At 57.0% G+C, this 23,640-nt stretch carries 22 protein-coding genes; 6 read left to right on the top strand and 16 right to left on the bottom strand.

All coding sequences use genetic code 11. The features are described 5' to 3' along the window. Positions 1-127: 127 nt before the first annotated feature. The 14 genes from glmU to asnC all read right to left on the bottom strand — a co-directional run bounded on the left by glmU (position 128) and on the right by asnC (position 13,344). Positions 128-1,501, bottom strand: coding sequence for a bifunctional UDP-N-acetylglucosamine diphosphorylase/glucosamine-1-phosphate N-acetyltransferase GlmU (gene glmU / locus ACORQT_RS24275; protein ID WP_033652327.1), 1,374 nt, complete (start codon positions 1,499-1,501; stop codon positions 128-130). A 289-nt stretch (positions 1,502-1,790) separates the two neighbouring features. Beyond that, positions 1,791-2,210, bottom strand: coding sequence for a F0F1 ATP synthase subunit epsilon (locus ACORQT_RS24270; RefSeq protein WP_004933814.1), 420 nt, complete (start codon positions 2,208-2,210; stop codon positions 1,791-1,793). A 20-nt stretch (positions 2,211-2,230) separates the two neighbouring features. Further along, the gene (atpD, locus tag ACORQT_RS24265; protein WP_004933813.1) at positions 2,231-3,613 is read right to left on the bottom strand and encodes a F0F1 ATP synthase subunit beta; all 1,383 of its coding nucleotides are present in this window, start codon (positions 3,611-3,613) and stop codon (positions 2,231-2,233) included. Between the two features lie 32 nt (positions 3,614-3,645). Then, a complete protein-coding gene (gene atpG / locus ACORQT_RS24260; protein WP_004933811.1) occupies positions 3,646-4,509 on the bottom strand; it encodes a F0F1 ATP synthase subunit gamma in 864 nt (287 codons plus the stop codon). 59 nt (positions 4,510-4,568) lie between these two features. Beyond that, positions 4,569-6,110 carry a F0F1 ATP synthase subunit alpha gene (gene atpA / locus ACORQT_RS24255; RefSeq protein ID WP_033652328.1) on the bottom strand — a complete coding sequence of 514 codons (1,542 nt, stop codon included), beginning with the start codon at positions 6,108-6,110 and terminating at the stop codon, positions 4,569-4,571. A gap of 12 nt (positions 6,111-6,122) precedes the next feature. Further along, positions 6,123-6,656, bottom strand: coding sequence for a F0F1 ATP synthase subunit delta (gene atpH, locus ACORQT_RS24250; RefSeq protein WP_025160298.1), 534 nt, complete (start codon positions 6,654-6,656; stop codon positions 6,123-6,125). Positions 6,657-6,670: 14 nt separating this feature from the next. Further along, positions 6,671-7,141, bottom strand: coding sequence for a F0F1 ATP synthase subunit B (gene atpF, locus ACORQT_RS24245; RefSeq protein WP_004933804.1), 471 nt, complete (start codon positions 7,139-7,141; stop codon positions 6,671-6,673). Between the two features lie 57 nt (positions 7,142-7,198). Continuing rightward, entirely contained in the window at positions 7,199-7,438 is a 240-nt protein-coding gene (gene atpE / locus ACORQT_RS24240; protein ID WP_004093904.1) for a F0F1 ATP synthase subunit C, read from the bottom strand. A gap of 49 nt (positions 7,439-7,487) precedes the next feature. Beyond that, the gene (gene atpB, locus ACORQT_RS24235) at positions 7,488-8,267 is read right to left on the bottom strand and encodes a F0F1 ATP synthase subunit A (protein ID WP_015376132.1); all 780 of its coding nucleotides are present in this window, start codon (positions 8,265-8,267) and stop codon (positions 7,488-7,490) included. A 22-nt stretch (positions 8,268-8,289) separates the two neighbouring features. Further along, complete coding sequence (gene atpI / locus ACORQT_RS24230) at positions 8,290-8,673, bottom strand: F0F1 ATP synthase subunit I (protein WP_004933796.1); 384 nt, start codon at positions 8,671-8,673, stop codon at positions 8,290-8,292. Between the two features lie 639 nt (positions 8,674-9,312). Then, positions 9,313-9,933: a 16S rRNA (guanine(527)-N(7))-methyltransferase RsmG gene (gene rsmG / locus ACORQT_RS24225; protein ID WP_025304738.1), complete on the bottom strand. Its 621-nt coding sequence runs from the start codon at positions 9,931-9,933 to the stop codon at positions 9,313-9,315. A gap of 138 nt (positions 9,934-10,071) precedes the next feature. Further along, a complete protein-coding gene (gene mnmG, locus ACORQT_RS24220) occupies positions 10,072-11,961 on the bottom strand; it encodes a tRNA uridine-5-carboxymethylaminomethyl(34) synthesis enzyme MnmG (RefSeq protein ID WP_033645158.1) in 1,890 nt (629 codons plus the stop codon). A 380-nt stretch (positions 11,962-12,341) separates the two neighbouring features. After that, positions 12,342-12,782 carry an FMN-binding protein MioC gene (mioC, locus tag ACORQT_RS24215; RefSeq protein ID WP_015379470.1) on the bottom strand — a complete coding sequence of 147 codons (441 nt, stop codon included), beginning with the start codon at positions 12,780-12,782 and terminating at the stop codon, positions 12,342-12,344. A gap of 100 nt (positions 12,783-12,882) precedes the next feature. Beyond that, positions 12,883-13,344 (bottom strand): transcriptional regulator AsnC, encoded by a 462-nt coding sequence (asnC, locus tag ACORQT_RS24210; protein WP_004933786.1) that lies wholly within the window; start codon positions 13,342-13,344, stop codon positions 12,883-12,885. 155 nt (positions 13,345-13,499) lie between these two features. Between asnC and asnA the strand changes: the two genes are divergently transcribed. Further along, positions 13,500-14,492 carry an aspartate--ammonia ligase gene (gene asnA, locus ACORQT_RS24205; protein ID WP_444859298.1) on the top strand — a complete coding sequence of 331 codons (993 nt, stop codon included), beginning with the start codon at positions 13,500-13,502 and terminating at the stop codon, positions 14,490-14,492. Positions 14,493-14,498: 6 nt separating this feature from the next. Here the strand turns inward: asnA and viaA are convergent, their stop codons facing one another. Further along, complete coding sequence (gene viaA, locus ACORQT_RS24200; protein WP_033652330.1) at positions 14,499-15,962, bottom strand: ATPase RavA stimulator ViaA; 1,464 nt, start codon at positions 15,960-15,962, stop codon at positions 14,499-14,501. 2 nt (positions 15,963-15,964) lie between these two features. Continuing rightward, complete coding sequence (gene ravA, locus ACORQT_RS24195; protein WP_089197564.1) at positions 15,965-17,473, bottom strand: ATPase RavA; 1,509 nt, start codon at positions 17,471-17,473, stop codon at positions 15,965-15,967. Positions 17,474-17,756: 283 nt separating this feature from the next. Between ravA and kup the strand changes: the two genes are divergently transcribed. The 5 genes from kup to rbsB all read left to right on the top strand — a co-directional run bounded on the left by kup (position 17,757) and on the right by rbsB (position 23,615). Further along, a complete protein-coding gene (gene kup, locus ACORQT_RS24190) occupies positions 17,757-19,625 on the top strand; it encodes a low affinity potassium transporter Kup (RefSeq protein ID WP_164057673.1) in 1,869 nt (622 codons plus the stop codon). A gap of 170 nt (positions 19,626-19,795) precedes the next feature. Then, entirely contained in the window at positions 19,796-20,215 is a 420-nt protein-coding gene (gene rbsD, locus ACORQT_RS24185) for a D-ribose pyranase (protein WP_033652331.1), read from the top strand. Between the two features lie 7 nt (positions 20,216-20,222). Continuing rightward, positions 20,223-21,728, top strand: coding sequence for a ribose ABC transporter ATP-binding protein RbsA (gene rbsA / locus ACORQT_RS24180; RefSeq protein ID WP_033652332.1), 1,506 nt, complete (start codon positions 20,223-20,225; stop codon positions 21,726-21,728). Positions 21,729-21,734: 6 nt separating this feature from the next. After that, positions 21,735-22,703: a ribose ABC transporter permease gene (gene rbsC, locus ACORQT_RS24175; RefSeq protein WP_033652333.1), complete on the top strand. Its 969-nt coding sequence runs from the start codon at positions 21,735-21,737 to the stop codon at positions 22,701-22,703. 24 nt (positions 22,704-22,727) lie between these two features. Next, positions 22,728-23,615 carry a ribose ABC transporter substrate-binding protein RbsB gene (gene rbsB, locus ACORQT_RS24170; RefSeq protein WP_028128068.1) on the top strand — a complete coding sequence of 296 codons (888 nt, stop codon included), beginning with the start codon at positions 22,728-22,730 and terminating at the stop codon, positions 23,613-23,615. The last annotated feature ends 25 nt before the right edge of the window (positions 23,616-23,640 follow it).

Below are 23,640 nucleotides of genomic sequence, written 5' to 3'. Positions count from 1 at the left end.
CCTTCGTGGACGTTTTCGATGCCTTGACCTGATTTTTGCCGGTTTTACCGTGCGTCCCCGAGCCTGTAGATGGTGGGGTTATTATGTTTTGTATTGGGCTCGTGAATAGAGCCCAACGCAAAACACACTATGGCTTCTTCTTCACCGGGCGCTGCCAGCCCTGAATATGCACCTGCTTGACGCGGCTCAGGACCAGTTCGTTTTCGGCGATATCTCGCGTCACCGTGGTGCCGGCGGCAATGGTGGAGCCTTTGCCGACCGACACCGGCGCCACCAGTTGAGTATCGGAACCGACGAACACGCCATCGCCGATCAGCGTCTTGTGCTTGTTGGCGCCATCGTAATTGCAGGTGATGGTGCCGGCGCCGATATTCACGTCATCGCCAATGTCGGCATCGCCCAGGTAGCTGAGGTGACCGGCCTTGGAGCCTTTGCCCAAACGCGCCTTTTTCATTTCCACGAAGTTACCGACGTGGGCCCCTGTTGCCAGCTCCGCGCCAGGGCGCAGGCGGGCGAACGGCCCCACGGTGCAGTCGGCTTCCAGCACGCTGTCTTCCAGTACGCTGTAAGGACTGATCTCGCAGTCATCACCGATCACGCAGTTTTTCAGCACGCAGCCGGCGCCGATTTTCACCCGGTCGCCCAGCTTGACGTGACCTTCGATAATCACATTCGCATCAATAGTGATGTCGCGGCCGTGAACAAGTTCACCGCGCAGGTCGAAACGCGCCGGATCCAACAGCATTACGCCGGCCAGCAGCAGTTTTTCAGACTGTTCCGACTGGAACACCCGCTCCAGGGTCGCCAGCTGCAGACGGTTGTTCACGCCTTCCACTTCGCTCAAACGCGATGGGTGCACGGCTTCAATTTTCTTGCCGTCGGCATGCGCCAACGCAATGATATCGGTGATGTAAAACTCACCCTGAGCGTTGTCGTTGTTCAACATCCCCAGCCAGCGCTTCAGATCGCGCCCATTCGCCACCAGGATGCCGGTATTGATCTCATTGATCTGACGCTGCGCCTCGCTGGCGTCCTTGTGTTCGACGATGCCCACCACATCACCCTGCTCGCGCACGATGCGGCCATAGCCGCTCGGGTCGTCCAGCTTGACCGTCAGCAGGCCAATGCCGCCCTGCGGCTTGGCCGCCAACAGGCGCTGCAGCGTATCGACGGAGATCAACGGCACGTCGCCATACAGCATCAATACGTCTTCATCGTCGGCAAAATGCGGCGCCGCCTGCTGCATCGCATGGCCGGTACCCAATTGCTCGGCCTGCAGCACCCAGTTCAGCGCGCCCTCGGTCAGCGTGCTTTTCAGCAGATCGCCGCCGTGGCCGTATACCAGGTGTACATGTTGCGCGCCCAGTTTCATCGCGGCATCAATGACGTGTTGCACCATCGGCTTGCCGGCCAACGGATGTAAGACCTTGGGAAGATCGGAATACATGCGTGTTCCCTTGCCCGCGGCGAGGATAACCACGCTCATTGCGCTGTTCGACATAAGCAACCTGATAACTCCATTTTGATAGACGAAAGTAAAACCGTTTAGCGGCGATATTACTACATATTTCTCTGCACGAACCCGGCGCAGGCCGCGTGGGCCTTGGCCTGCCGCTATCGCGGCCAATTCGACGCTGGGACGAAAAAACTGTCGGCGATCGGCGACGTTTCTTTCCCGATATCAGGGGTTATACACCACTCTGTACGCCGGGCTGAAATGCTTATTTTAAAGTAAAAAAAAGCGACCCTATAGGCCGCTTTCTTAAAGTTGGGTGCTCTGCACCCAAACATTACATCGCTTTTCTGGTGAGCTCGATAACGCGCAGTTTTGCGATCGCTTTCGCCAGTTCAGCGGATGCCTGAGCATAGTCGACATCGCCATGAGAGCTGCGAATGTGTTCTTCAGCTTTACGCTTAGCTTCCAACGCTCTCGCTTCGTCGAGGTCAGTACCACGGATAGCAGTGTCCGCCAGCACGGTAACCACGCTCGGCTGCACCTCGAGGATGCCGCCAGACAGGTAGATGAACTCTTCTTCACCGTGCTGCTTAACAATACGCACCATGCCAGGCTTGATGGCAGTCAGCAGCGGCGCATGGCCAGGGAAGATCCCCAGTTCACCTTCGCTGCCTGTCACCTGGATCTTCTGCACCAGGCCGGAAAACATCTGTTTTTCCGCGCTGACTACATCCAGATGGTAAGTCATAGCCATATCACCCTCCTCTCAAGGCGTTACAGTTTCTTGGCTTTTTCCACTGCTTCTTCAATGGTGCCAACCATGTAGAACGCCTGCTCCGGCAGGTGGTCATAGTCGCCGTCCATAATGCCTTTGAAACCACGGATGGTGTCTTTCAGCGATACGAACTTGCCCGGAGAACCGGTGAAGACTTCTGCCACGAAGAACGGCTGAGACAGGAAGCGTTGGATCTTACGCGCACGGGATACGACCAGTTTGTCTTCTTCAGACAGCTCGTCCATACCCAGGATCGCGATGATATCTTTCAGTTCCTGGTAGCGTTGCAGAATGGACTGCACGCCACGCGCTACGTCGTAGTGCTCCTGGCCAACAACCAGCGGATCCAGCTGACGGCTGGTGGAATCCAGCGGGTCAACGGCCGGGTAGATACCCAGAGAAGCGATGTTACGGCTCAGTACCACGGTTGCGTCCAAGTGCGCAAAGGTGGTGGCTGGAGACGGGTCAGTCAAGTCATCCGCAGGAACGTAAACGGCCTGTACGGAAGTGATGGAACCGGTCTTGGTCGAGGTGATACGTTCTTGCAGAACGCCCATCTCTTCCGCCAGCGTCGGCTGATAACCTACCGCGGATGGCATACGGCCCAGAAGTGCGGACACTTCGGTACCGGCCAGGGTATAACGGTAGATGTTGTCAACGAACAGCAGAACGTCACGGCCTTCGTCACGGAATTTCTCCGCCATGGTCAGACCGGTCAGCGCAACGCGCAGACGGTTACCTGGTGGCTCGTTCATCTGGCCGTAAACCAGGGATACTTTGTCCAGAACGTTGGAGTCGGTCATTTCGTGGTAGAAGTCGTTACCCTCACGAGTACGCTCGCCCACGCCCGCAAACACGGAATAACCGGAGTGCTCGATCGCGATGTTACGGATCAGCTCCATCATGTTTACGGTTTTACCTACGCCCGCACCGCCGAACAGACCGACTTTACCGCCCTTGGCGAATGGACAAATCAGGTCCATTACCTTGATACCGGTTTCCAGCAGTTCCTGGGAGCTGGACAGCTCTTCGTAGCTTGGCGCCGCGCGGTGAATCGCCCAACGCTCTTCTTCGCCGATGTCGCCTTTCATGTCGATGGGTTGACCCAATACGTTCATGATACGGCCCAGGGTAGCTTTACCCACCGGCACTTCAATCGGGTGGTCCAGGTTGTTCACTTTCAGACCGCGACGCAGACCGTCGGAGGTCCCCATTGCGATACAGCGAACCACGCCACCGCCCAGCTGTTGCTGAACTTCCAACACCAGTTTTTCGGTGCCGTTTTCTACCTCAAGGGCGTCGTACACTTTTGGTACGGCATCCTGAGGGAACTCGACGTCCACCACGGCGCCGATTACCTGGATAATCTTTCCAGTAGCCATCTTGAATCCTCTACGTAATTCGTAAACCTAGCTTAAACCGCGGAGGCTCCCGAAACGATCTCGGTGAGTTCCTGAGTGATGCTGGCCTGACGCGCCTTGTTGTATACCAACTGCAGCTCTTTGATCAGGCTACCGCCGTTATCGGTTGCGGCTTTCATCGCGACCATTCGTGCGGCCTGCTCGCTGGCCAGGTTTTCCACGACGCCCTGATAAACCTGCGACTCCACATAGCGGCGCAGCAAGGTATCAAGCAGCACTTTTGGATCCGGTTCATACAGGTAATCCCAAGGCGTTTTCTTCAGCTCTTCGTCATCGGCTGGCGGTAACGGCAGCAGCTGAAGCACCTGCGGCTCTTGGGACATCGTATTAACAAATTTGTTGCTGACAATGTACAGCTTGTCCAAACGACCTTCGTCGTAGGCCTGCAGCATCACTTTCACCGGCCCGATCAGATCCGACAGGGAAGGTTTATCCCCCATGCCGGTCACCTGGGCAACCACGTTGCCGCCCACGGAACCAAAGAAAGAGGCCGCTTTAGAGCCAATCAGCGCCAAATCGGTTTCGACGCCTTTTTCGGACCAGGCTTTCATCTCCGCCAGCAGCTTTTTGAACAGGTTGATGTTCAAGCCGCCGCAGAGACCACGGTCAGTAGACACCACCAGATACCCAACGCGCTTAACGTCACGCTCATCCAGGTACGGGTGCTTGTACTCCAGATTCCCTAACGCAAGGTGACCAATCACTTTGCGCATGGTCTCTGCATAAGGACGGCTGGCCGCCATGCGATCCTGCGATTTACGCATTTTGGAGGCGGCGACCATTTCCATCGCTTTAGTGATCTTTTGCGTGTTTTGCACGCTAGCGATCTTACTACGTATCTCTTTTGCGCCGGCCATCTCTGCTTCTCCTCAGTGCCAGACGGCCTGCTGTCTTTCAACAGCAGGACCGTTCGGCGTTACCAGGACTGGGTTTTCTTGAAGGTCTCGAGGACGTCTTTCAACTTGCCCTCGATCTCATCATTGAAGTTGCCAGTTTGGTTGATGTGGTTCAGCAGTTCGGCGTGCTCGCGGTCCGCATAGGCCACCAGCGCGGCTTCGAAGCTCACCACTTTGGCGACTTCGACGTCGTTCAGGTAACCGCGTTCTGCGGCAAACAGCACCAGAGACTGTTGTGCAACCGACATCGGCGCATACTGTTTCTGTTTCAGCAGCTCGGTCACTTTCTGACCGTGGCTCAGCTGTTTGCGGGTCGCGTCGTCCAGATCGGAGGCGAACTGGGAGAACGCAGCCAGTTCACGATACTGCGCCAGCGCGGTACGGATACCACCGGACAGTTTCTTCATGATCTTGGTCTGCGCGGCGCCACCAACACGGGATACGGAGATACCCGGGTTAACTGCCGGACGAATACCGGAGTTGAACAGGTTGGATTCCAGGAAGATCTGACCATCGGTAATCGAGATTACGTTGGTCGGAACGAACGCGGAAACGTCACCCGCCTGGGTTTCAATGATCGGCAGAGCGGTCAGTGAACCGGTTTTACCTTTAACTTCACCTTTGGTGAAGGCTTCAACGTACTCGGCGTTAACGCGCGCTGCACGCTCCAGCAAGCGGGAGTGCAGATAGAATACGTCGCCTGGGTAAGCTTCACGACCTGGCGGACGACGGAGCAGCAGGGAAATCTGGCGGTAAGCAACGGCCTGTTTGGACAGGTCATCGTACACGATCAGCGCATCTTCACCGCGGTCACGGAAGTATTCGCCCATTGCGCAACCGGCGTATGGCGCCAGGTATTGCAGTGCAGCGGATTCGGAAGCGGTCGCCACCACCACGATGGTGTTGGCCAGTGCGCCGTGCTCTTCCAGTTTGCGTACCACGTTAGCGATGGTGGACGCTTTCTGGCCGATAGCCACGTAAACGCATTTGATGCCGGAGTCGCGTTGGTTGATGATCGCATCGATCGCCAGCGCGGTTTTACCGGTCTGACGGTCACCGATCACCAGCTCACGCTGGCCGCGGCCGATTGGAATCATGGCGTCAACGGATTTGTAGCCAGTCTGAACCGGCTGATCAACGGACTGACGCTCGATAACGCCTGGGGCGATAGCTTCTACCGGAGAGAAACCGTCGTTTTCAATCGGGCCTTTGCCGTCGATTGGCGCGCCCAGGGTGTTAACGACGCGGCCCAGCAGACCACGACCGACTGGAACTTCCAGGATACGGCCGGTGCATTTAACCTTCATGCCTTCGGCCAGATCCGCGTACGGACCCATGACCACGGCACCAACGGAGTCGCGCTCCAGGTTCAATGCGATTGCGTAACGGTTGCCAGGCAGCGCGATCATTTCGCCCTGCATAACTTCGGCCAGGCCGTGTACGCGGATGATCCCGTCGCTGACGGAAACGATAGTACCTTCATTGTGAGCTTCGCTCACTACATTGAACTGAGCAATGCGCTGCTTGATCAGTTCGCTGATTTCGGTGGAATTCAGTTGCATGCTCCAGTCCCCTTAAGACTGCAAGACGTCTGTCAGGCGTTCAAGACGACCGCGAACGCTGCCATCAATCACCATATCGCCGGCGCGAACAACGATGCCGGCCAGTACAGACTTGTCAATTTTGCAATTCAGCTTAACTTTGCGTGACAGACGTTTTTCCATCGCAGCGGCGATTTTCGCCTGCTGTTCGTCGCTCAGCGCACTCGCAGAGAGCACTTCGACTTCGACGGTGGATTCCAGCGAGGCGCGCAGTTCGATGAACTGCTGCAGCACGGCAGGAAGAACCAGTAAACGTCCATTTTCGGCCATTACACGGATAAAGTTCTGGCCATGTTCGTCGAGCCGATCGCCACAAACCGCGATGAACGTCTTGGACAGTGTTTCTGGCGCAACCGCGCCAGACAGCAGTTCAGAAATCTGTTCATTGCGAGTGACTTCAGCCGCAAACGCCAGCATGTCCTGCCAGCGCTCTACGCTTTGGTGCTCAACGGCAAAGTCAAAAGCTGCTTTGGCGTAGGGGCGAGCTACAGTTACAAATTCAGACATCAGCCCCTCCCTCCTTACAGTTCAGCGACCAGTTTATCAACGATGTCGCTGTTAGCAGCTTCATCCACGGAACGTTCGATGATCTTCTCGGCGCCGGCAATTGCCAGCATCGCGACTTGCTTACGCAACTCTTCACGAGCGCGCTTACGTTCGGCTTCGATCTCAGCCTGAGCCTGCGCCACGATTTTGTTACGTTCCTGCTCGGCTTCGGCTTTCGCTTCATCCATGATCTGAGCTTTGCGTTTGTTCGCTTGCTCGATGATCACCTGAGCTTCTGCTTTGGCAGTTTTCAGCTGGTCGGTCGCATTGGCTTGCGCTAAGTCCAGATCTTTTTTGGCACGCTCTGCAGAAGCGAGGCCGTCAGCGATTTCTTTCTGACGTTTCTCGATGGCAGCCATGATCGGCGGCCATACGTACTTCATGCAGAACCAGACAAACAGAACGAACGCGATGGCCTGGCCGAGGATTGTTGCGTTAAGATTCACAGCACAATGCCTCTTTAAAAGTTAATAGTTTGGTTACGTCGTAGAGGGTTGCTCTACTTACGCGACGGCGAACATCACGTACAGACCCAGACCTACAGCGATCATCGGGATGGCGTCGACCAGACCCATAACGATAAAGAACTGTGTACGCAGCAGAGGAATCAGGTCAGGCTGACGAGCAGCGCCTTCCAAGAATTTACCACCCAGGATGCCGATACCGATCGCAGCACCGATTGCCGCTAAACCCATCATCACAGCGGCAGCCATGTACAGCAGATCCATACTCAGGTTTTCCATGACAGTCTCCAGTTTGTTTCAGTTTAAAAGTGCAAGTGTTTTAAGAAAATCAGTGCTCTTCAGATGCCATCGACAGATAGACGATCGTCAGAACCATGAAAATAAAGGCTTGAAGCGTAATGATCAGGATGTGGAAGATAGCCCAAGGCAAGCTCAGGACCCACTGTGACCACCACGGCAACAGGCCGGCAATCAGGATGAAGATCAACTCACCCGCATACATGTTGCCGAACAGTCGCAGACCCAGTGAAACAGGTTTGGACAGCAGGCTGACACCTTCAAGAATCAGGTTGATAGGAATGAATACAGGGTGGTTGAACGGCTGCATGGTCAACTCTTTAACGAACCCGCCAACGCCTTTCATTTTGATGCTATAGAACAGAATCAGGATAAACACGCCCAGCGCCATCGACAGCGTGACGTTCACATCGGCGGTAGGCACGACGCGCAGCGCAGGCAGGCCGAGGATGTGTTCGCCAACGTAAGGCAGGAAGTCGATGGGCAGCAAGTCCATCAGGTTCATCAGGAACACCCAGACGAACACGGTCAGCGCCAGCGGCGCAATCACCTTGCTCTTGCCGTGGTACATGTCGCGCACGCTGCTGTCGACGAAACCGACTACCAGCTCCACGGCGGTTTGCAGTTTACCCGGCACGCCGCTGGTGGCGTTTTTGGCCACTTTGCGGAAGATCACCAGGAAAAGCGCCCCGAGGACGACGGAGAAAAACATCGAGTCGATGTTGATCGACCAGAACCCAGTCCCGACCTGAAGCTGCGTCAGGTGGTGACCGATATACTCCTGTGGAGTCAAGACTTCTCCTGCAGACATGATGCCTCTTACCCTTATTTAGTTAAGTTCGGTAACTGTTAATCACGGCCGGTGCCACTATCTGCACCACTAACACCGCTAAATAGGTCAGGCCAAGCGGTATAAACTCCGCCTTGAACACCCCCAGCGCCACGATCAGCAAAACGATGGTGATCACGACCTTTAGCCCCTCGCCGATGGCGAACGACCAGGCAACCCTACCGGGCGCCGGCGTTTGCGCCTGATGGCGCAAGGCAAACAGCATAAACATTGCACTCGGCAACCAGGCGGCGAGACCGCCTGCCAACGCCGAAGCGCTCCATTCCGGGCTTTTCAGCCAGAAAGCAACGCTGATCAGAACAAAAGTCATTAACTGCAAAAACAGCAGTTTGCGTGCGACTTTCCCGCTGTATAGGGACACAGACATGACGTTTGTTCTCTCCGTACCCCAGAGGGGGTATGCTGAGTGACGTATACAACTGTTTTTGCTGTCCTGAGTCAAGCAGCAAAAAACGAGCAAATTATACGGGGCATACCAACGAATTCAATCGATAAGTAGCGAAAAGGTGAACAATTATTTAAATTTCCCTATTCCAGCCTATTTTCACAAGAAAACGGTCGGAATAATAGGGCGCATTTAATTGTCTGATTATTCCAGCGTTGCGTTTAGAAACGCGAAGCCGATCACAATAATGCCCTTCACTGATTTATAGCCGATGGACAATCAAACCGTCTTTAGCAATTTGAGCGATCAAAAGATTATATAAATCAAAACATTATCAGTTAACTGTTCAAAAACAATCCGTATACCCGATGAAAACCTTTTATTGACAAGCAACGGGGCAATATTCCAACAGCCAATTAACATTAGCAGCAAAGGCCAATCTTTCGCACATGATTGCTAACGTGACTATTTCTAATTGCAATTACTCTATTGTCGCTAATTAGCCGCGTTTTTTGTGTTAATAGAAAGTAAATTAACTAAAAAAAGCGACCAATTAATTAGCCTGCTTACCTTTACACGCCGTACTACCGTTAATTCACGCTTGTTTGATCAAAAACAAACTCAGTTTGCCTTAAGCACCACCAGATGGCGTTCGCCTTCCAGTTCAGGCACCTGCAACCGCACGATAGACTCCAGGCTAACGCCCTCCGGCAGGTGCGCCAATTCTTCATCCGGGCGCACGCCTTTCAATGCGTAAAAACGCCCCTGCCCTTTCGCCGGCAGGTGATGGCACCAGGACAGCATATCCTGCAGCGAAGCGAACGCCCGGCTGATCACGCCGTCGAACGGCGGCTCGGCCGGAAACGCTTCAACGCGGCTCTGAACCGGCTCGATATTGTTCAGGCCCAGTTCATGCTGCACCTGGCGCAGGAAACGCACGCGCTTGCCCAGGCTGTCGAGCAGCGTGAAATGCGCATCCGGACGCACGATCGCCAGCGGAATGCCCGGTAAACCGGGGCCGGTGCCGACATCGATAAAACGCGATCCCTGCAGATGCGGGTTGACCACGATGCTGTCGAGGATGTGGCGCACCAGCATTTGCTGCGGATCGCGCACCGACGTGAGGTTATAAGCCTTGTTCCACTTATCCAGCATGCCGACATAGCCCAGCAGCTGCTGTTTCTGCTGATCGGGCAGCTCAATGCCTGCTGCCGCGAGCAGCGAGTCTAATTTTTTTTGCACAACGGATCCTCTGGCAGGCGCTGAACGACCAGCGGATGGTTAGCTGGCGCAATGAGGCGCCTATGATAATTCAGCGCGCAGGTGATGTCAGCGGCCGTTTGGCTACGGGTTGAGCAAACGGCCGCCTGGATGCGGGATTTATGCGCTGCGGCGCAGCAGCCCCTGCTTTTTCAGCCAAATCAGCAAAATCGAGATCGCCGCCGGCGTAATGCCGGAGATGCGTGAAGCCTGGCCGATGGAGTTCGGTTTGTGATCGTTCAGTTTGGCGATCACTTCGTTCGACAACCCCGAAACCTGACGGTAGTCGAGATCCAACGGCAACACGGTGTTCTCGTTGCGCTGCTGTTTTTCGATCTCTTCCTGCTGGCGAGCGATGTAGCCTTCGTATTTGACCTGGATCTCAACCTGCTCGGCGGCTTGTACATCGTCCAACGGCGGCGCGAAGGCCTCGGTGGCGGTCAATTGCGCGTAGTCCATTTCCGGACGGCGCAGCAGCTCTTCGCCGTTTGCTTCGCGTGACAGCGGCGCTTTCAGCAACGCATTGACCTGTTCGACGTTCTCGGCATGCGGGTGCATCCAGATGTCGCGCAGGCGCTGACGCTCACGTTCGATCCGCTCCAGCTTCTCGCTGTAGCGCGCCCAACGCACGTCGTCCACCAGGCCGAGTTCACGGCCTTTTTCCGTCAGGCGGAGATCGGCGTTGTCTTCGCGCAGCATCAGACGATACTCGGCGCGTGAGGTAAACATGCGATACGGTTCTTTGGTGCCGAGGGTGCTGAGGTCGTCCACCAGCACGCCGAGATAAGCCTGATCGCGACGTGGCGCCCAGCCTTCTTGTTCGGCAGCGAAGCGACCGGCGTTCAGACCGGCCAGCAGCCCCTGTGCGGCGGCTTCTTCATACCCGGTGGTGCCGTTGATTTGACCGGCAAAGAACAGCCCCTGAATGAATTTGCTTTCCAGCGTCGGTTTCAGGTCGCGCGGATCGAAGAAATCGTACTCGATAGCATAACCAGGGCGAATAATACGCGCGTTTTGCATCCCTTCCATCGAACGGACAATCTGCATCTGCACATCGAACGGCAGGCTGGTGGAGATCCCGTTAGGGTAAATCTCATTGCTGGTCAGGCCTTCCGGCTCGAGGAAGATCTGGTGCGCGTTGCGATCCGCAAAACGCATGACCTTGTCTTCGATCGACGGGCAGTAACGTGGGCCGATCCCTTCGATGATCCCGGCATACATCGGGCTGCGATCGAGGTTATTGCGGATCACGTCATGGGTTTTTTCATTGGTATGGGTGATATAGCACGCCATTTGTTCCGGATGCTGGCTGGCATCGCCCAGGAACGAGAATACCGGCACCGGCGTATCGCCGTGTTGCGGCGCCAGTACGCTGAAATCGATAGTGCGGGCGTCGATGCGTGGCGGTGTCCCGGTTTTCAAGCGGTTGACGCGCAGCGGCAGTTCACGCAAACGCTGAGACAGCGAGATCGAAGGCGGATCCCCGGCGCGGCCGCCGCTGTAATTTTCCAGGCCGATATGGATCTTGCCGTCCAGGAAGGTGCCTACGGTCAATACCACCGCTTTGGCGCGGAATTTCAGGCCCATTTGGGTGACGGCGCCCACGACGCGATCGTTTTCGACGATCAGATCCTCAACCGGCTGTTGGAAGATCATCAGATTGGGCTGGTTCTCCAACGCGGTACGGATAGCCTGGCGATACAACACGCGATCCGCCTGAGCGCGTGTGGCGCGAACGGCTGGGCCTTTGCTGGCGTTTAGTATCCTAAACTGTATGCCGGCGTGGTCGATCGCTGTCGCCATCAGGCCGCCGAGTGCATCAATTTCCTTAACCAGATGCCCTTTACCAATACCGCCAATCGCCGGGTTACAGGACATCTGTCCCAGCGTGTCGATATTGTGTGTCAATAATAAAGTCTGACGTCCCATGCGCGCCGCGGCCATGGCGGCCTCGGTACCTGCATGGCCACCACCGATGATGATGACGTCAAATTGATCTGGATAAAACATGGAACTGCACCTCGCCGTATTGCGAACGATCGTATTTGCCCTGGGGTCGGGGATTCTACTCAAGTTTAGACGATCGACCAAGTGGTCAGGATCGTCGGTAATTAAAAGAAGATCTTTTTTATTTAAAGATCTCTTTATTAGATCTCTTATTAGGATCGCGATCCTCTGTGGATAAGTGACTATTCACGATGAAGATCAGCAGATTAAGGAGGATCGTTTGCTGTGAATGATCGGTGATCCCGACGCAGATAAGCTGGGATCTAAAAGGCTTGTTATGCACAGGACAAAAAGCGCACTACGGTTGTTATTGGGGTAACTACGGCTTTTACCCTGCTTTTAAGCTTAGTTATCCACAATCGTTCGCGCGATCTTTAGACGAATTAGAGTAAATTAATCCAGTTTTTTACCCATTCCTCGGCCGGATCCTCGGGAATTTCATGCTCGGTCACGTCGATCTCGAGACGATCGCCGATCCTTTTAGCGCCTCTGGCGATCAATAGATCGTCGATCTGTTTGATCGCACCGCAGAAGGTGTCGTATTCCGAACTGCCTAAACCGACGGCGCCGAACTGCACTTCTGAAAGATCCGGCTGCTGCTCAGCGATCTGTTCCAACAGCGGCTGAAGGTTATCCGGTAGTTCGCCGGCACCGTGCGTGGAAGAGACCACCAGCCAGCGGCCGTTCAACGGCAGTTCATCCAGTTCAGGGCCGTGCAGCATCTCGGTAGAGAAGCCGGCGTCTTCCAGCTTTTCAGCCAAATGTTCAGCCACGTATTCGGCGCTGCCAAGCGTACTGCCACTGATCAGAGTAATGTCTGCCATGAACCAACGATCCCAACCTTCTCACTCAAAGTGGCTGCATTGTACGCTGTGAATCGGCTGGGATCTACCTGTGGATAATGTGGGTATGCAATTTGGCGGGTTACGGCACGATGGTGCGCATAATGGGGTTCTGCAGCGAGATCAGCGTTTCGGTGGACTGGATCTCGTCGATGGTCTGGATCTTGTTGATAAGTACCTGTTGCAACGCGTCGATCGAGCGGCACATCACTTTAATAAAGACGCTGTAGTGGCCGGTGGTGTAATAGGCTTCCACCACTTCTTCCAGGCTTTCCAGCTTCTTCAGTGCCGAAGGGTAGTCCTTGGCGCTCTTTAATATGATACCGATAAAGCAGCACACGTCGTAGCCCAGCTGTTTGGGGCTGACGTCGATACGCGCGCCGGTGATGATCCCGGCCTGTTTCATCTTCTCCACCCGCACGTGAATAGTGCCGGGGCTGACGGCGAAGTTTTTCGCCAGTTCGGCGTACGGTGTGCGCGCATTGTCCATCAGGGCGTTGAGGATGCCGCGATCGAGATTATCGATCTGATAAATTTCCGCCATTTAATTCCCCATTAATTAACGATTGTTGAATTCAGTCCGGGTAAAAATGAACGATTAAAAGTGAAAAGGCAATATTGATTGACGGATATTGAATTGGCGTATCGTTTTGTTGCTTAATCGATGGCAACAGAGACAGGTTTACAAGAGATACGGCAATGAAAAAACAGTTTATCCAAAAACAACAACAAATCAGCCAGGTCAAATCCTTCTTCTCCCGCCAGCTGGAACAGCAGCTCGGTCTGATCGAAGTGCAGGCCCCGATCCTTAGCCGCCTGGGCGACGGCACGCAGGATAACCTCTCCGGCAGCGAGAAAGCGGTGCAGGTCAAAGTCAAAACTTTGCCGGACGCCACCTTCGAAGTGGTGCACTCACTGGCGAAATGGAAACGCAAAACCCTGGGCAGCTACGATTTCGGTGCCGGCGAAGGCCTGTATACCCATATGAAGGCGCTGCGCCCGGATGAAGACCGCCTGACGCCAATCCACTCGGTGTACGTCGATCAGTGGGACTGGGAGCGGGTGATGGGCGACGGTGAGCGCAGCCTGGACTATCTGAAAAGTACCGTGCGCAGCATTTACGCCGCGATCAAGGCGACGGAAGCGGAAGTCAGCCGTGAGCATGGCCTGACCCCGTTCCTGCCGGAACAGATCCACTTCGTGCACAGCGAAACCCTGCTGCAGCGCTATCCGGATCTGGACGCCAAAGGGCGTGAGCGGGCGATTGCCAAAGAATTGGGCGCGGTGTTCCTGATCGGCATCGGCGGCAAGCTGTCGCACGGCAAATCGCACGATGTGCGGGCGCCGGATTATGATGACTGGACCACGCCGACGGCGGATGGCCTGGCGGGCCTGAACGGCGATATCGTGGTGTGGAACCCGGTGCTGCAGGACGCTTTCGAGCTTTCTTCCATGGGCATCCGCGTCGACGCCGCGGCGCTGAAACATCAGCTGGCGCTGGCCGGCGATGAAGATCGCATGAAGCTGGAATGGCATCAGTCGTTGCTACGCGGCGATATGCCGCAGACCATCGGCGGCGGCATCGGTCAGTCGCGTTTGGTGATGTTGCTGTTGCAGCTGTCGCATATCGGCCAGGTGCAGTGCGGCGTGTGGTCACCGGAAGTGCGCGGCGCGGTTGAAGGCCTGCTCTGATTCCGCCTAGCGCCGCCAGCGGCGCATCAACCGGCTTTTCAACCCGGTATCGAAGCGCCAGATGTGATCGAAGATGCGCATGATGCCGGGTTTGCCGTAGGCGGACATCGCCACCGCGTGGAAACGCTGCTGGTGGCTTTGCTGCTGCTGTTTCACCTTCTTTATTACCTCCTCCGGCAACCGCTGGGCGATAAAATCAGAAATGATCACCGCATCGGCATCGAACCAGCCGCTCTCCGCCATTTTGGTGACGGTGGCGTTCAGGCAGGCCGCCAGATCGGTGCCGCCGCGAAACTGCTGGCCGAGAAAACGCACCGCCTGCTCAATGCCGCTGGCGGCGGTGAGTTCGTAATGTACGATCTGGTTGGCGAACAGCATGATGTAGCAGCGGCGGTTGTCCGCCAGCGCAATGCGCAGCAGCGCCAGACAGAACGCCTTGGCGCACTGTTCGTTGAAGCCGCCCATCGATCCTGAGGTGTCCACGCAGACGATAAACGGCCCGCGCGGCTGCTGATCCTGCTGCTGGTGGGTGACCTGACGGATCAGGATCTGTTCCTGCCAGACGTCGCCCTGCAGGCGGTAGCTCAGCAGTCGTTTTTCCAGCAGGCGGCGATAAAACTCGAATTCCAGCTCTTCAATCCCCAGCGTCGCCAGCTCCGGCGGCAGCAGGCGCAGAATGTCGTCGCTTTGATGAATGCCGCTCACTTCTTCCGGCAGCGTGGCCGGCACCTGCACCATGACCCTGAACGGCTCCGGCTGCGCGTCCTGTTGCGGCACCGCCTTGGCCTGATAGCTGCGGCCCAGCTGCTGCGCCAGCTTTTTCAGCTCCGGCTGCTGCTGCAAAAAGTTGCCGTACTCCACCAGCCGCTGGTAATCGCCGCGCTGCAGCTGGCCTTTGCTCATGTCCCACAGCCTGCCGGCGGCGGTGTCGTTTTCCGACAGCAGCGGTTCCAGCGCGCCGCTCAGCGCCAGGCGTTCCTGCAGTTCCGCCATCAACTGCTCGCGCTCTTGTTCCAGCAGCTGGTGGTGCAACATGGTGGCCTGCAGCGTCAGGCTGATGCGCCAGCGCTGCAGAAACAGCGTTTGAAAACTGTCGTCCAACGGATGATTGGGCAGATCGGCGGCGTCCACCAGCGCGCGCGCCTGTTCATAAAACGGGGAAACCAGCTGGCGCAGCAGCTCCATCGTGTCGTTGAGGTTGTGATAGAACTGGGTATTGTTCTCCAGCTGGCACTGTTGGTAGCGGTAAAATTCCTGCGCCAGCGCCGGCGGCACCATGGCCTCCTGCAAACGCTCCTTTAGCTGCAGCTTCCAGCGCGGCAGATCGCGATCCAGCGCCCGCCGTAGGGCCGGAAACTTTTTAAAGAATACCGACAGCTGCGGCGCGGCCAGCATGCCGACGATCATCTCCTCGATCATCTCGCCTTCGGTGATCGCCAGCAGCAGATCGAGCGTCTCCAGACTGAGCATGGTTACTGGCCGCGCATTTGCTGCTGTTGCTGTTTAACCTGTTCCGCGACCTGCAGCAGACTGGCTTCGATCTTGGCCAGACCGGCGGCGGACGTGAACAGGCAGGGCTGATGTTGGCTGAAGGCGCGGCGCTGCTCCGCCAGGCGCTGGGCCAATGCGTCCATTTCATCCAGCAGCGCCTGCGGCGTAGCGGTAGCCTGTTTGCCCGGCAGCGCCAGCAGCGACGGCTGACGGCTGACGTCCAACACCGTGAGGTGCAGTTGATCGTCCACTTCCAGGTCGATCGGCTGCGCAAAGCCGATGCCGTTCAGCTTGGCGCGCACGTCGCCGCCTTTTTGCAGCCAGTTGTCCAGCGCGCTGCTTTCGATGCTCAGATGATTGACCTGAATGTCATGCAGCTGCAGCGGTTTTTGCAGCAGCAGGGTGAGGGTGCCGCCGGCGAACGGCGTGGCCGGCGCGTATTGCGGTTTGCGGCTGAACATCCCGCCTTTTTTCACCAGGCTGATGGCCTGTCGGTCGCTTTGTTGCTGCTGGTCCTGCATCCAGCGGGTATGGATCTGTTGCAGTTGGATCAACATCGACTGCTGCTGATAGGCCGATTCGGTCAGCAGTTGATCGATCTGCTGTTGCAGCAGCTTCAGCGAGGTGAGATCGTGCCACAGGCAGTCTTTCAACAGCATCAGATCGAGCGGGGCGATGGCGTCGCGCCCGCTGAAGAAGGCGCAGGCCTGCAGCAGGCGCAGGGCTTTCTTCCAGCGTCGATCGGAGACGTACGGCGCCTGTTCCAGCGCGTCCAGCCGCTGGCGCAGTTGGAAAATCAGCTCAAAGCAGGCTTCCGGCAGCGCCACCTTATCGATCTGCGGCTGCCACTGCAGAAACTCTTCGTCGCTGACGCTCAGCGCCGCCGGCACCGGGTTTTGGCTTTCGCTCTGGCGGTTGACCAGCAGCGAGCGGAAATTCTGTTTATCCTGCACCTTGTCCAGCCACAGGCGAATCAGCATGCGGTCATACAGGGCTTCGAGGCTGTTGTCCGCTTCGGGCAGTTCGTTGGAAGCGGTGACCAGCAGGCGCAGCGGGATCGGTTCTTCGCTGTTGCCGTTGCGAAAACGCCGTTCATTGATCGCCGTCAGCAGGGTGTTGAGGATCGCAGGGCCGGCCTTCCAGATCTCGTCCAGAAACACGATCTCCGCTTCCGGCAGATAGCCGGCGGTCAGGCGTTGATAGCGCCCCTCATCTTTCAGCGCCTGAATCGAGAGCGGGCCGAAGACCTCTTCCGGCGTGGAAAAACGCGTCATCAGATATTCAAAGGAGCGGGCGTTGCGGAAGGCAAACTTCAGCCGGCGCGCGATCAGGCTCTTGGCGATGCCGGGCGGGCCGAGCAAGAATACGCTTTCGCCGCTCAACGCCGCCAGCAGGCACAGGCGGATCGCCTCTTGCCGCTCATAAAGGCCGCTCTCCAGCGCGCTGCTGAGGCGGGAAATTCGTTCTGCCAGAAGGGATGATGGCGTCATATAATCGTCGTATTGTCCGAGAGTTAGCCAATCTTGGTCGATAATTCGATGATAAACCACCATTATTTTTAATGGTATAGCTTATTGATTAGTAAAAATTTTCTCAGTTGAGTCGGATATCCGGTTCACATTTTTTTTATTTTTCGGCTCTGATATAAGGGTAGGCAAGCCGTATAAATGGTGCATACTGTGCGGCTTTCTGGTGGGCGTGACGGATCTTTGAGCCCGTATTTTGCCTGATGCGGATGCATCGCTAACGGATGTTCTGATAAAGAAACGAATTATGAGCGCAGAGCATAAGCAGTCCCTATCGGCGGTAACCCTGGCTGCCATCGGCGTGGTCTACGGTGATATCGGCACCAGTCCTCTCTATACGTTGAGAGAGTGTTTCTCCGGCCATTACGGCTTCGATGTTCGTCCAGACGTAGTTTTCGGCTTCCTGTCGCTGATTTTCTGGATGCTGATCGTGATAGTTTCCCTCAAATATCTCACCTACGTGATGCGGGCGGACAACGCCGGCGAAGGCGGCATTTTGACGCTGATGTCGCTGGCCGGGCGCAATACCTCGGCGCGCACCACCGCAGTGCTGGTGATACTGGGCCTGATCGGCGGCAGCTTCTTCTATGGCGAGGTGGTGATCACCCCGGCGATCTCGGTGATGTCGGCGATAGAGGGGTTGGAAATCGCCGCGCCTGCGCTCGACGCCTATATCGTGCCGCTCTCGATTCTGGTGCTGACCCTGCTGTTCGTTATCCAAAAACACGGCACCGGCAGCGTCGGCAAGTTGTTCGCCCCGGTAATGCTGTTGTGGTTCATCGTGTTGGCGGTGCTGGGCGCGCACAGCATCATTTCGAACCCGGAAGTGCTGCAGGCGCTGAATCCCAAATGGGCGCTCAACTTCTTTATGGAATATAAGAAGGTGTCGTTCTTCGCGCTGGGGGCGGTGGTGCTGTCGATCACCGGCGTTGAGGCGCTGTATGCCGACATGGGGCACTTCGGCAAGTTCCCGATCCGCCTGGCCTGGTTCACCGTGGTGCTGCCTTCGCTGGTGCTCAACTACTTCGGCCAGGGGGCGTTGCTGCTGAAAAACCCTGAAGCGATCAAAAACCCATTCTTCCTGCTGGCGCCCGACTGGGCGCTGATCCCGCTGCTGATTCTGGCAACCCTGGCAACGGTCATCGCCTCGCAGGCGGTGATTTCCGGCGTCTTCTCGCTGACTCGTCAGGCGGTGCGCCTGGGGTATTTGTCGCCGATGCGCATCATTCACACCTCGGAAATGGAATCCGGCCAGATCTACATTCCGGTGATCAACTGGACGCTGTATATCTCGGTGGTGCTGGTGATCATCGGCTTCGAACACTCCAGCAACCTGGCGGCGGCGTACGGCATCGCCGTTACCGGCACCATGGTGCTGACCAGCATACTGGTCACTTCGGTGGCGATTAATAACTGGCACTGGAACCGCTTCCTGGCGATCGGCATCGTAACCATCTTGCTGATCATCGACGTGCCGATGTTCTCCGCCAACGCCCTGAAGCTGTTCTCCGGCGGCTGGCTGCCGCTGACCCTGGCGCTGGTGATGTTCATCATTATGACTACCTGGAAGAGCGAGCGTTTCCGCCTGTTGCGCCGTCTGCATGAGCACGGCAACTCGCTGGAGGCGATGATTGCCTCGCTGGAGAAATCGCCGCCGGTACGGGTGCCGGGCACCGCGGTCTTCTTGTCGCGCGCCACCAACGTCATTCCTTTTGCGCTGTTGCATAACTTGAAGCACAACAAGGTGCTGCACGAGCGCGTGGTGCTGCTGACGCTGCGCACCGAGGATGCGCCTTACGTGCACAACGTGCGCCGGGTGACCATCGAGCAGTTGTCGCCGACCTTCTGGCGGGTGGTGGCCAGCTACGGCTGGCGCGAAACGCCGAACGTGGAGGAAGTGTTCCACCGCTGCGGGCTGGAAGGGTTGCCGTGCCGCATGTCGGAGACGTCGTTCTTCATGTCCCATGAATCGCTGATCCTCACCAAGCGGCCATGGTACCTCTACCTGCGCGGCAAACTGTTCGTTGCTCTGAGCCGCAATGCGCTGCGCGCGCCGGATCAGTTCGAAATCCCGCCGAACCGGGTCATCGAGCTCGGCACGCAGGTCGAGATCTAACCCGCCTGACAGGGGCTCAGCTAGGCTGGGCCCCTTTTGTTTGCGCTTTCTCCGTGCGTGAACGAAACGTTTCGATGACGATCACACTTCTGCATTGTCCGGGTTGCCTTCCCCTGCCGTTTTTTTACACTCCTCCAGAGAGCGAAACGTTTCGCTAGCGGAGTGAGAAGATGAAAAAAGGCGTATTACTGAATTCCGACGTGTCTGCCGTGATTGCCCGGTTGGGGCATACCGATCAGCTCACCCTGTGCGACGCGGGCCTGCCGATACCGGCGGTGACGCAGCGCATCGATCTGGCGCTGACGCAGGGCGTGCCGACCTTCATGCAGGTGTTCGCGGCGGTCACGCAAGAGATGCAGGTAGAAAGCGCCATCCTGGCGGAAGAAATCGTGAAACAAAATCCGTCGCTCCACGAGGCATTGTTGGCTGAACTGACCGCACTGGGCCAACGCCAGGGCAATACCATCGGCGTGCGTTATATCAGCCATCAGGCGTTTAAAGCGCAAACCGAGCACAGCCGGGCGGTGATCCGCAGCGGGGAGTGTTCGCCTTACGCGAACGTGATCCTGTGCGCCGGCGTAACTTTCTGAGGCGTTTATGCAACCTTTACTGCAACTGAAAGGGATTGATAAAGCCTTTCCCGGCGTGAAGGCGCTTTCCGGCGCCGCTCTCAGCGTTTATCCCGGCAAGGTGATGGCGCTGGTGGGGGAAAACGGCGCCGGTAAGTCCACCATGATGAAAGTGCTGACCGGCATCTATCAGAAAGACGCCGGCAGTCAGTATTTTCTCGGTAAAGAGGTGGCGTTCAACGGGCCTAAAGATTCGCAGGAAGCGGGCATCGGCATTATCCATCAGGAGTTGAACCTGATCCCGCAGCTGACGATTGCGGAAAACATCTTCCTCGGCCGCGAGTTCGTCAACCGTTTCGGCCGCATTGACTGGAAGCGCATGTACGCCGAGGCCGATCGCTTGCTGGCGCGCCTCAACCTGCGCTACAGCAGCCACCGGCTGGTGGGCGAGCTGTCGATTGGCGATCAGCAGATGGTGGAGATTGCCAAGGTGCTGAGCTTCGAATCGAAAGTGATCATCATGGACGAACCGACAGATGCGCTGACCGACACCGAAACCGCCTCGCTGTTCAAGGTGATCAACGAGCTGAAGGCCGAAGGGCGCGGCATCGTCTATATCTCGCACCGTCTGAAAGAGATCTTTGAAATCTGCGACGACGTGACGGTATTTCGTGACGGGCAGTTCATCGCCGAGCGGCCGGTGAGCGAGCTGCAGGAAGATTCGCTGATTGAAATGATGGTCGGTCGCAAGCTGGAAGAGCAATACCCGCGCCTTGATTTACCGCGCGGGGAAAAGCGGCTGGAAGTCAGTCATCTTTCCGGACCCGGCGTTGAAGACGTCAGCTTTACGCTGTATCGCGGTGAGATCCTCGGCGTGGCCGGCTTGATGGGCGCCGGGCGCACCGAATTGATGAAGATTCTGTACGGCGCCGCGCCGCGCAAGGCCGGCACCGTCAACCTCGACGGCCGCGAGGTAGTCACCCATTCGCCGCAGGATGGATTGGCGAACGGCATCGTCTATATCTCGGAAGACCGTAAGCGCGACGGCCTGGTGCTGGGCATGTCGGTAAAGGAAAACATGTCTCTGACCGCGCTGCGCTACTTCAGCCGCGCCGACGGCAGCCTGAAACAGGCCGACGAGCGGCAGGCGGTGGGGGACTTCATCCGCCTGTTCAATATCAAAACGCCGTCGATGGAGCAGCCGATAGGTCTGCTTTCCGGCGGCAATCAGCAGAAAGTGGCGATCGCCCGCGGTCTGATGACCCGGCCGAAGGTGCTGATCCTCGATGAGCCGACGCGCGGCGTCGATGTCGGGGCGAAAAAAGAGATCTATCAGTTAATCAACCAGTTCAAGCAGGAAGGGCTGAGCATCATTTTGGTGTCTTCGGAAATGCCGGAGGTGATGGGCATGAGCGATCGCATTCTGGTGATGCACGAAGGGCATCTCAGCGGCGAGTTCCCGATTGAACAGGCCACCCAGGAAGCGTTGATGGCGGCAGCCGTCGGCAAGCAATACGGCGTAAAGCAGGAGTAATCAGATATGAGTTCCCAGACTATCGCAGCTAAGCGCTGGTTCAGTAAAGAATGGCTGTTAGAGCAGAAGTCGTTGATTGCGCTGCTGGTGCTGATCGCCGTGGTCTCTTCCATGAGCCCGAACTTCTTCACCCTGAACAACCTGTTCAATATTCTGCAGCAGACCTCGGTCAACGCCATCATGGCGGTGGGGATGACGCTGGTGATCCTCACTTCCGGCATCGATCTGTCGGTGGGATCGCTGCTGGCCCTGACCGGCGCGGTGGCGGCGTCGATCGTCGGCTTTGAAGTCAACGCGCTGGTGGCGGTGGCGGCGGCCTTGGCGCTGGGCGCCGCGATTGGCGCCTGCACCGGGGTGATCGTCGCCAAAGGCAAGGTGCAAGCCTTTATCGCTACGCTGGTGATGATGCTGCTGCTGCGCGGCGTCACCATGGTGTACACCAACGGCAGCCCGATCAATACCGGTTTCACCGACGTGGCCGACACCTTTGGTTGGTTCGGCATCGGCCGTCCGCTGGGTGTGCCTACGCCGATCTGGATCATGGCGATCGTGTTCATCGCCGCCTGGTATATGCTGCACCATACGCGCCTGGGCCGCTATATTTATGCCCTGGGCGGCAATGAAGCGGCGACACGCCTGTCCGGTATCAGCGTCGATAAAGTGAAAATTATCGTCTATTCGCTGTGCGGCCTGCTGGCGGCGCTGGCGGGGGTGATCGAAGTGGCGCGCCTCTCGTCGGCGCAGCCGACCGCCGGCACTGGCTATGAGCTGGACGCCATCGCCGCCGTGGTGCTGGGCGGCACCAGCCTGGCCGGCGGCAAGGGGCGCATCGTCGGCACGCTGATCGGGGCGCTGATCCTCGGTTTTCTGAACAACGGCCTGAATTTACTGGGTGTTTCTTCCTACTACCAAATGATCGTGAAGGCAGTGGTGATACTGCTGGCGGTTCTGGTAGATAACAAAAGCAACAAGTAACCTCCCCCTACAGGAATCACGATGATGAAAATGAAAAAACTGGCAACCTTAGCTTCCGCCATCGCGTTGAGCGCCACCCTGAGCGCCAATGCCATGGCCAAAGACACCATCGCGCTGGTGGTGTCCACCCTCAACAACCCGTTCTTCGTCTCAATGAAGGATGGGGCGCAGCAAGAGGCCAACAAGCTGGGTTATAACCTGGTGGTGCTGGATTCCCAAAACAACCCGGCGAAAGAGCTGGCCAACGTGCAGGATCTGATGGTGCGGGCGCCCAAGCTGCTGTTGATTAACCCGACCGACTCCGATGCGGTGGGCAACGCCATCAAGATGGCCAACCAGGCTAAGATCCCGGTCATCACGCTGGACCGCGTGGCGAGCAAGGGTGAAGTGGTGAGCCATATCGCTTCGGATAACCGCGTGGGCGGCAAAATGGCCGGCGACTTCATCGCCAAGAAAGCGGGCGCCGACGCCAAGGTGATTCAGCTGGAAGGCATTGCCGGCACCTCCGCCGCGCGGGAACGCGGCGAAGGCTTTAAACAGTCGCTGGATCAGAATAAATTCAAGCTGCTGGCCAGCCAGCCGGCCGATTTCGACCGCACCAAGGGCCTGAACGTGATGCAGAACCTGCTGACCGCTCACCCGGATGTGCAGGCGGTATTTGCCCAGAACGATGAAATGGCGCTGGGCGCGCTGCGTGCGCTGCAAACCGCCGGTAAAACCGACGTGATCGTGGTAGGCTTCGACGGCACCGCCGACGGCGTGAAAGCGGTTGAAGGCGGCAAGCTGGCGGCGACCGTGGCGCAGCGTCCCGATCAGATCGGCGTGATAGGCGTGGAAACCGCCGATAAAGTGCTGAAAGGCGAAAAAGTGCCGGCGACCATTCCGGTCGATTTGAAACTGGTCACTCAGTAAGTCATACCAGCGCCATCGGGACGGG

The organism is Serratia sp. (in: enterobacteria), from assembly GCF_052400455.1.
GTDB classification, from domain to species: domain Bacteria; phylum Pseudomonadota; class Gammaproteobacteria; order Enterobacterales; family Enterobacteriaceae; genus Serratia; species Serratia ureilytica.
This window is presented reverse-complemented; position numbering and strand designations above follow the sequence as displayed.

What these genes read in the sequence shown, in the direction of transcription:
- asnA (WP_444859298.1), top strand. Translation starts at nt 13,500, where the DNA reads ATGAAAAAACAGTTTATCCAAAAACAACAACAAATCAGCCAGGTCAAA.
- atpD (WP_004933813.1), bottom strand. Translation starts at nt 3,613, where the DNA reads ATGGCTACTGGAAAGATTATCCAGGTAATCGGCGCCGTGGTGGACGTC.
- rbsC (WP_033652333.1), top strand. Translation starts at nt 21,735, where the DNA reads ATGAGTTCCCAGACTATCGCAGCTAAGCGCTGGTTCAGTAAAGAATGG.
- ACORQT_RS24270 (WP_004933814.1), bottom strand. Translation starts at nt 2,210, where the DNA reads ATGGCTATGACTTACCATCTGGATGTAGTCAGCGCGGAAAAACAGATG.
- rbsD (WP_033652331.1), top strand. Translation starts at nt 19,796, where the DNA reads ATGAAAAAAGGCGTATTACTGAATTCCGACGTGTCTGCCGTGATTGCC.
- rbsB (WP_028128068.1), top strand. Translation starts at nt 22,728, where the DNA reads ATGAAAATGAAAAAACTGGCAACCTTAGCTTCCGCCATCGCGTTGAGC.
- mioC (WP_015379470.1), bottom strand. Translation starts at nt 12,782, where the DNA reads ATGGCAGACATTACTCTGATCAGTGGCAGTACGCTTGGCAGCGCCGAA.
- viaA (WP_033652330.1), bottom strand. Translation starts at nt 15,962, where the DNA reads ATGCTCAGTCTGGAGACGCTCGATCTGCTGCTGGCGATCACCGAAGGC.
- atpA (WP_033652328.1), bottom strand. Translation starts at nt 6,110, where the DNA reads ATGCAACTGAATTCCACCGAAATCAGCGAACTGATCAAGCAGCGCATT.
- atpI (WP_004933796.1), bottom strand. Translation starts at nt 8,673, where the DNA reads ATGTCTGTGTCCCTATACAGCGGGAAAGTCGCACGCAAACTGCTGTTT.
- kup (WP_164057673.1), top strand. Translation starts at nt 17,757, where the DNA reads ATGAGCGCAGAGCATAAGCAGTCCCTATCGGCGGTAACCCTGGCTGCC.
- atpE (WP_004093904.1), bottom strand. Translation starts at nt 7,438, where the DNA reads ATGGAAAACCTGAGTATGGATCTGCTGTACATGGCTGCCGCTGTGATG.
- mnmG (WP_033645158.1), bottom strand. Translation starts at nt 11,961, where the DNA reads ATGTTTTATCCAGATCAATTTGACGTCATCATCATCGGTGGTGGCCAT.
- atpG (WP_004933811.1), bottom strand. Translation starts at nt 4,509, where the DNA reads ATGGCCGGCGCAAAAGAGATACGTAGTAAGATCGCTAGCGTGCAAAAC.
- atpH (WP_025160298.1), bottom strand. Translation starts at nt 6,656, where the DNA reads ATGTCTGAATTTGTAACTGTAGCTCGCCCCTACGCCAAAGCAGCTTTT.
- atpB (WP_015376132.1), bottom strand. Translation starts at nt 8,267, where the DNA reads ATGTCTGCAGGAGAAGTCTTGACTCCACAGGAGTATATCGGTCACCAC.
- asnC (WP_004933786.1), bottom strand. Translation starts at nt 13,344, where the DNA reads ATGGCGGAAATTTATCAGATCGATAATCTCGATCGCGGCATCCTCAAC.
- glmU (WP_033652327.1), bottom strand. Translation starts at nt 1,501, where the DNA reads ATGTCGAACAGCGCAATGAGCGTGGTTATCCTCGCCGCGGGCAAGGGA.
- ravA (WP_089197564.1), bottom strand. Translation starts at nt 17,473, where the DNA reads ATGACGCCATCATCCCTTCTGGCAGAACGAATTTCCCGCCTCAGCAGC.
- rbsA (WP_033652332.1), top strand. Translation starts at nt 20,223, where the DNA reads ATGCAACCTTTACTGCAACTGAAAGGGATTGATAAAGCCTTTCCCGGC.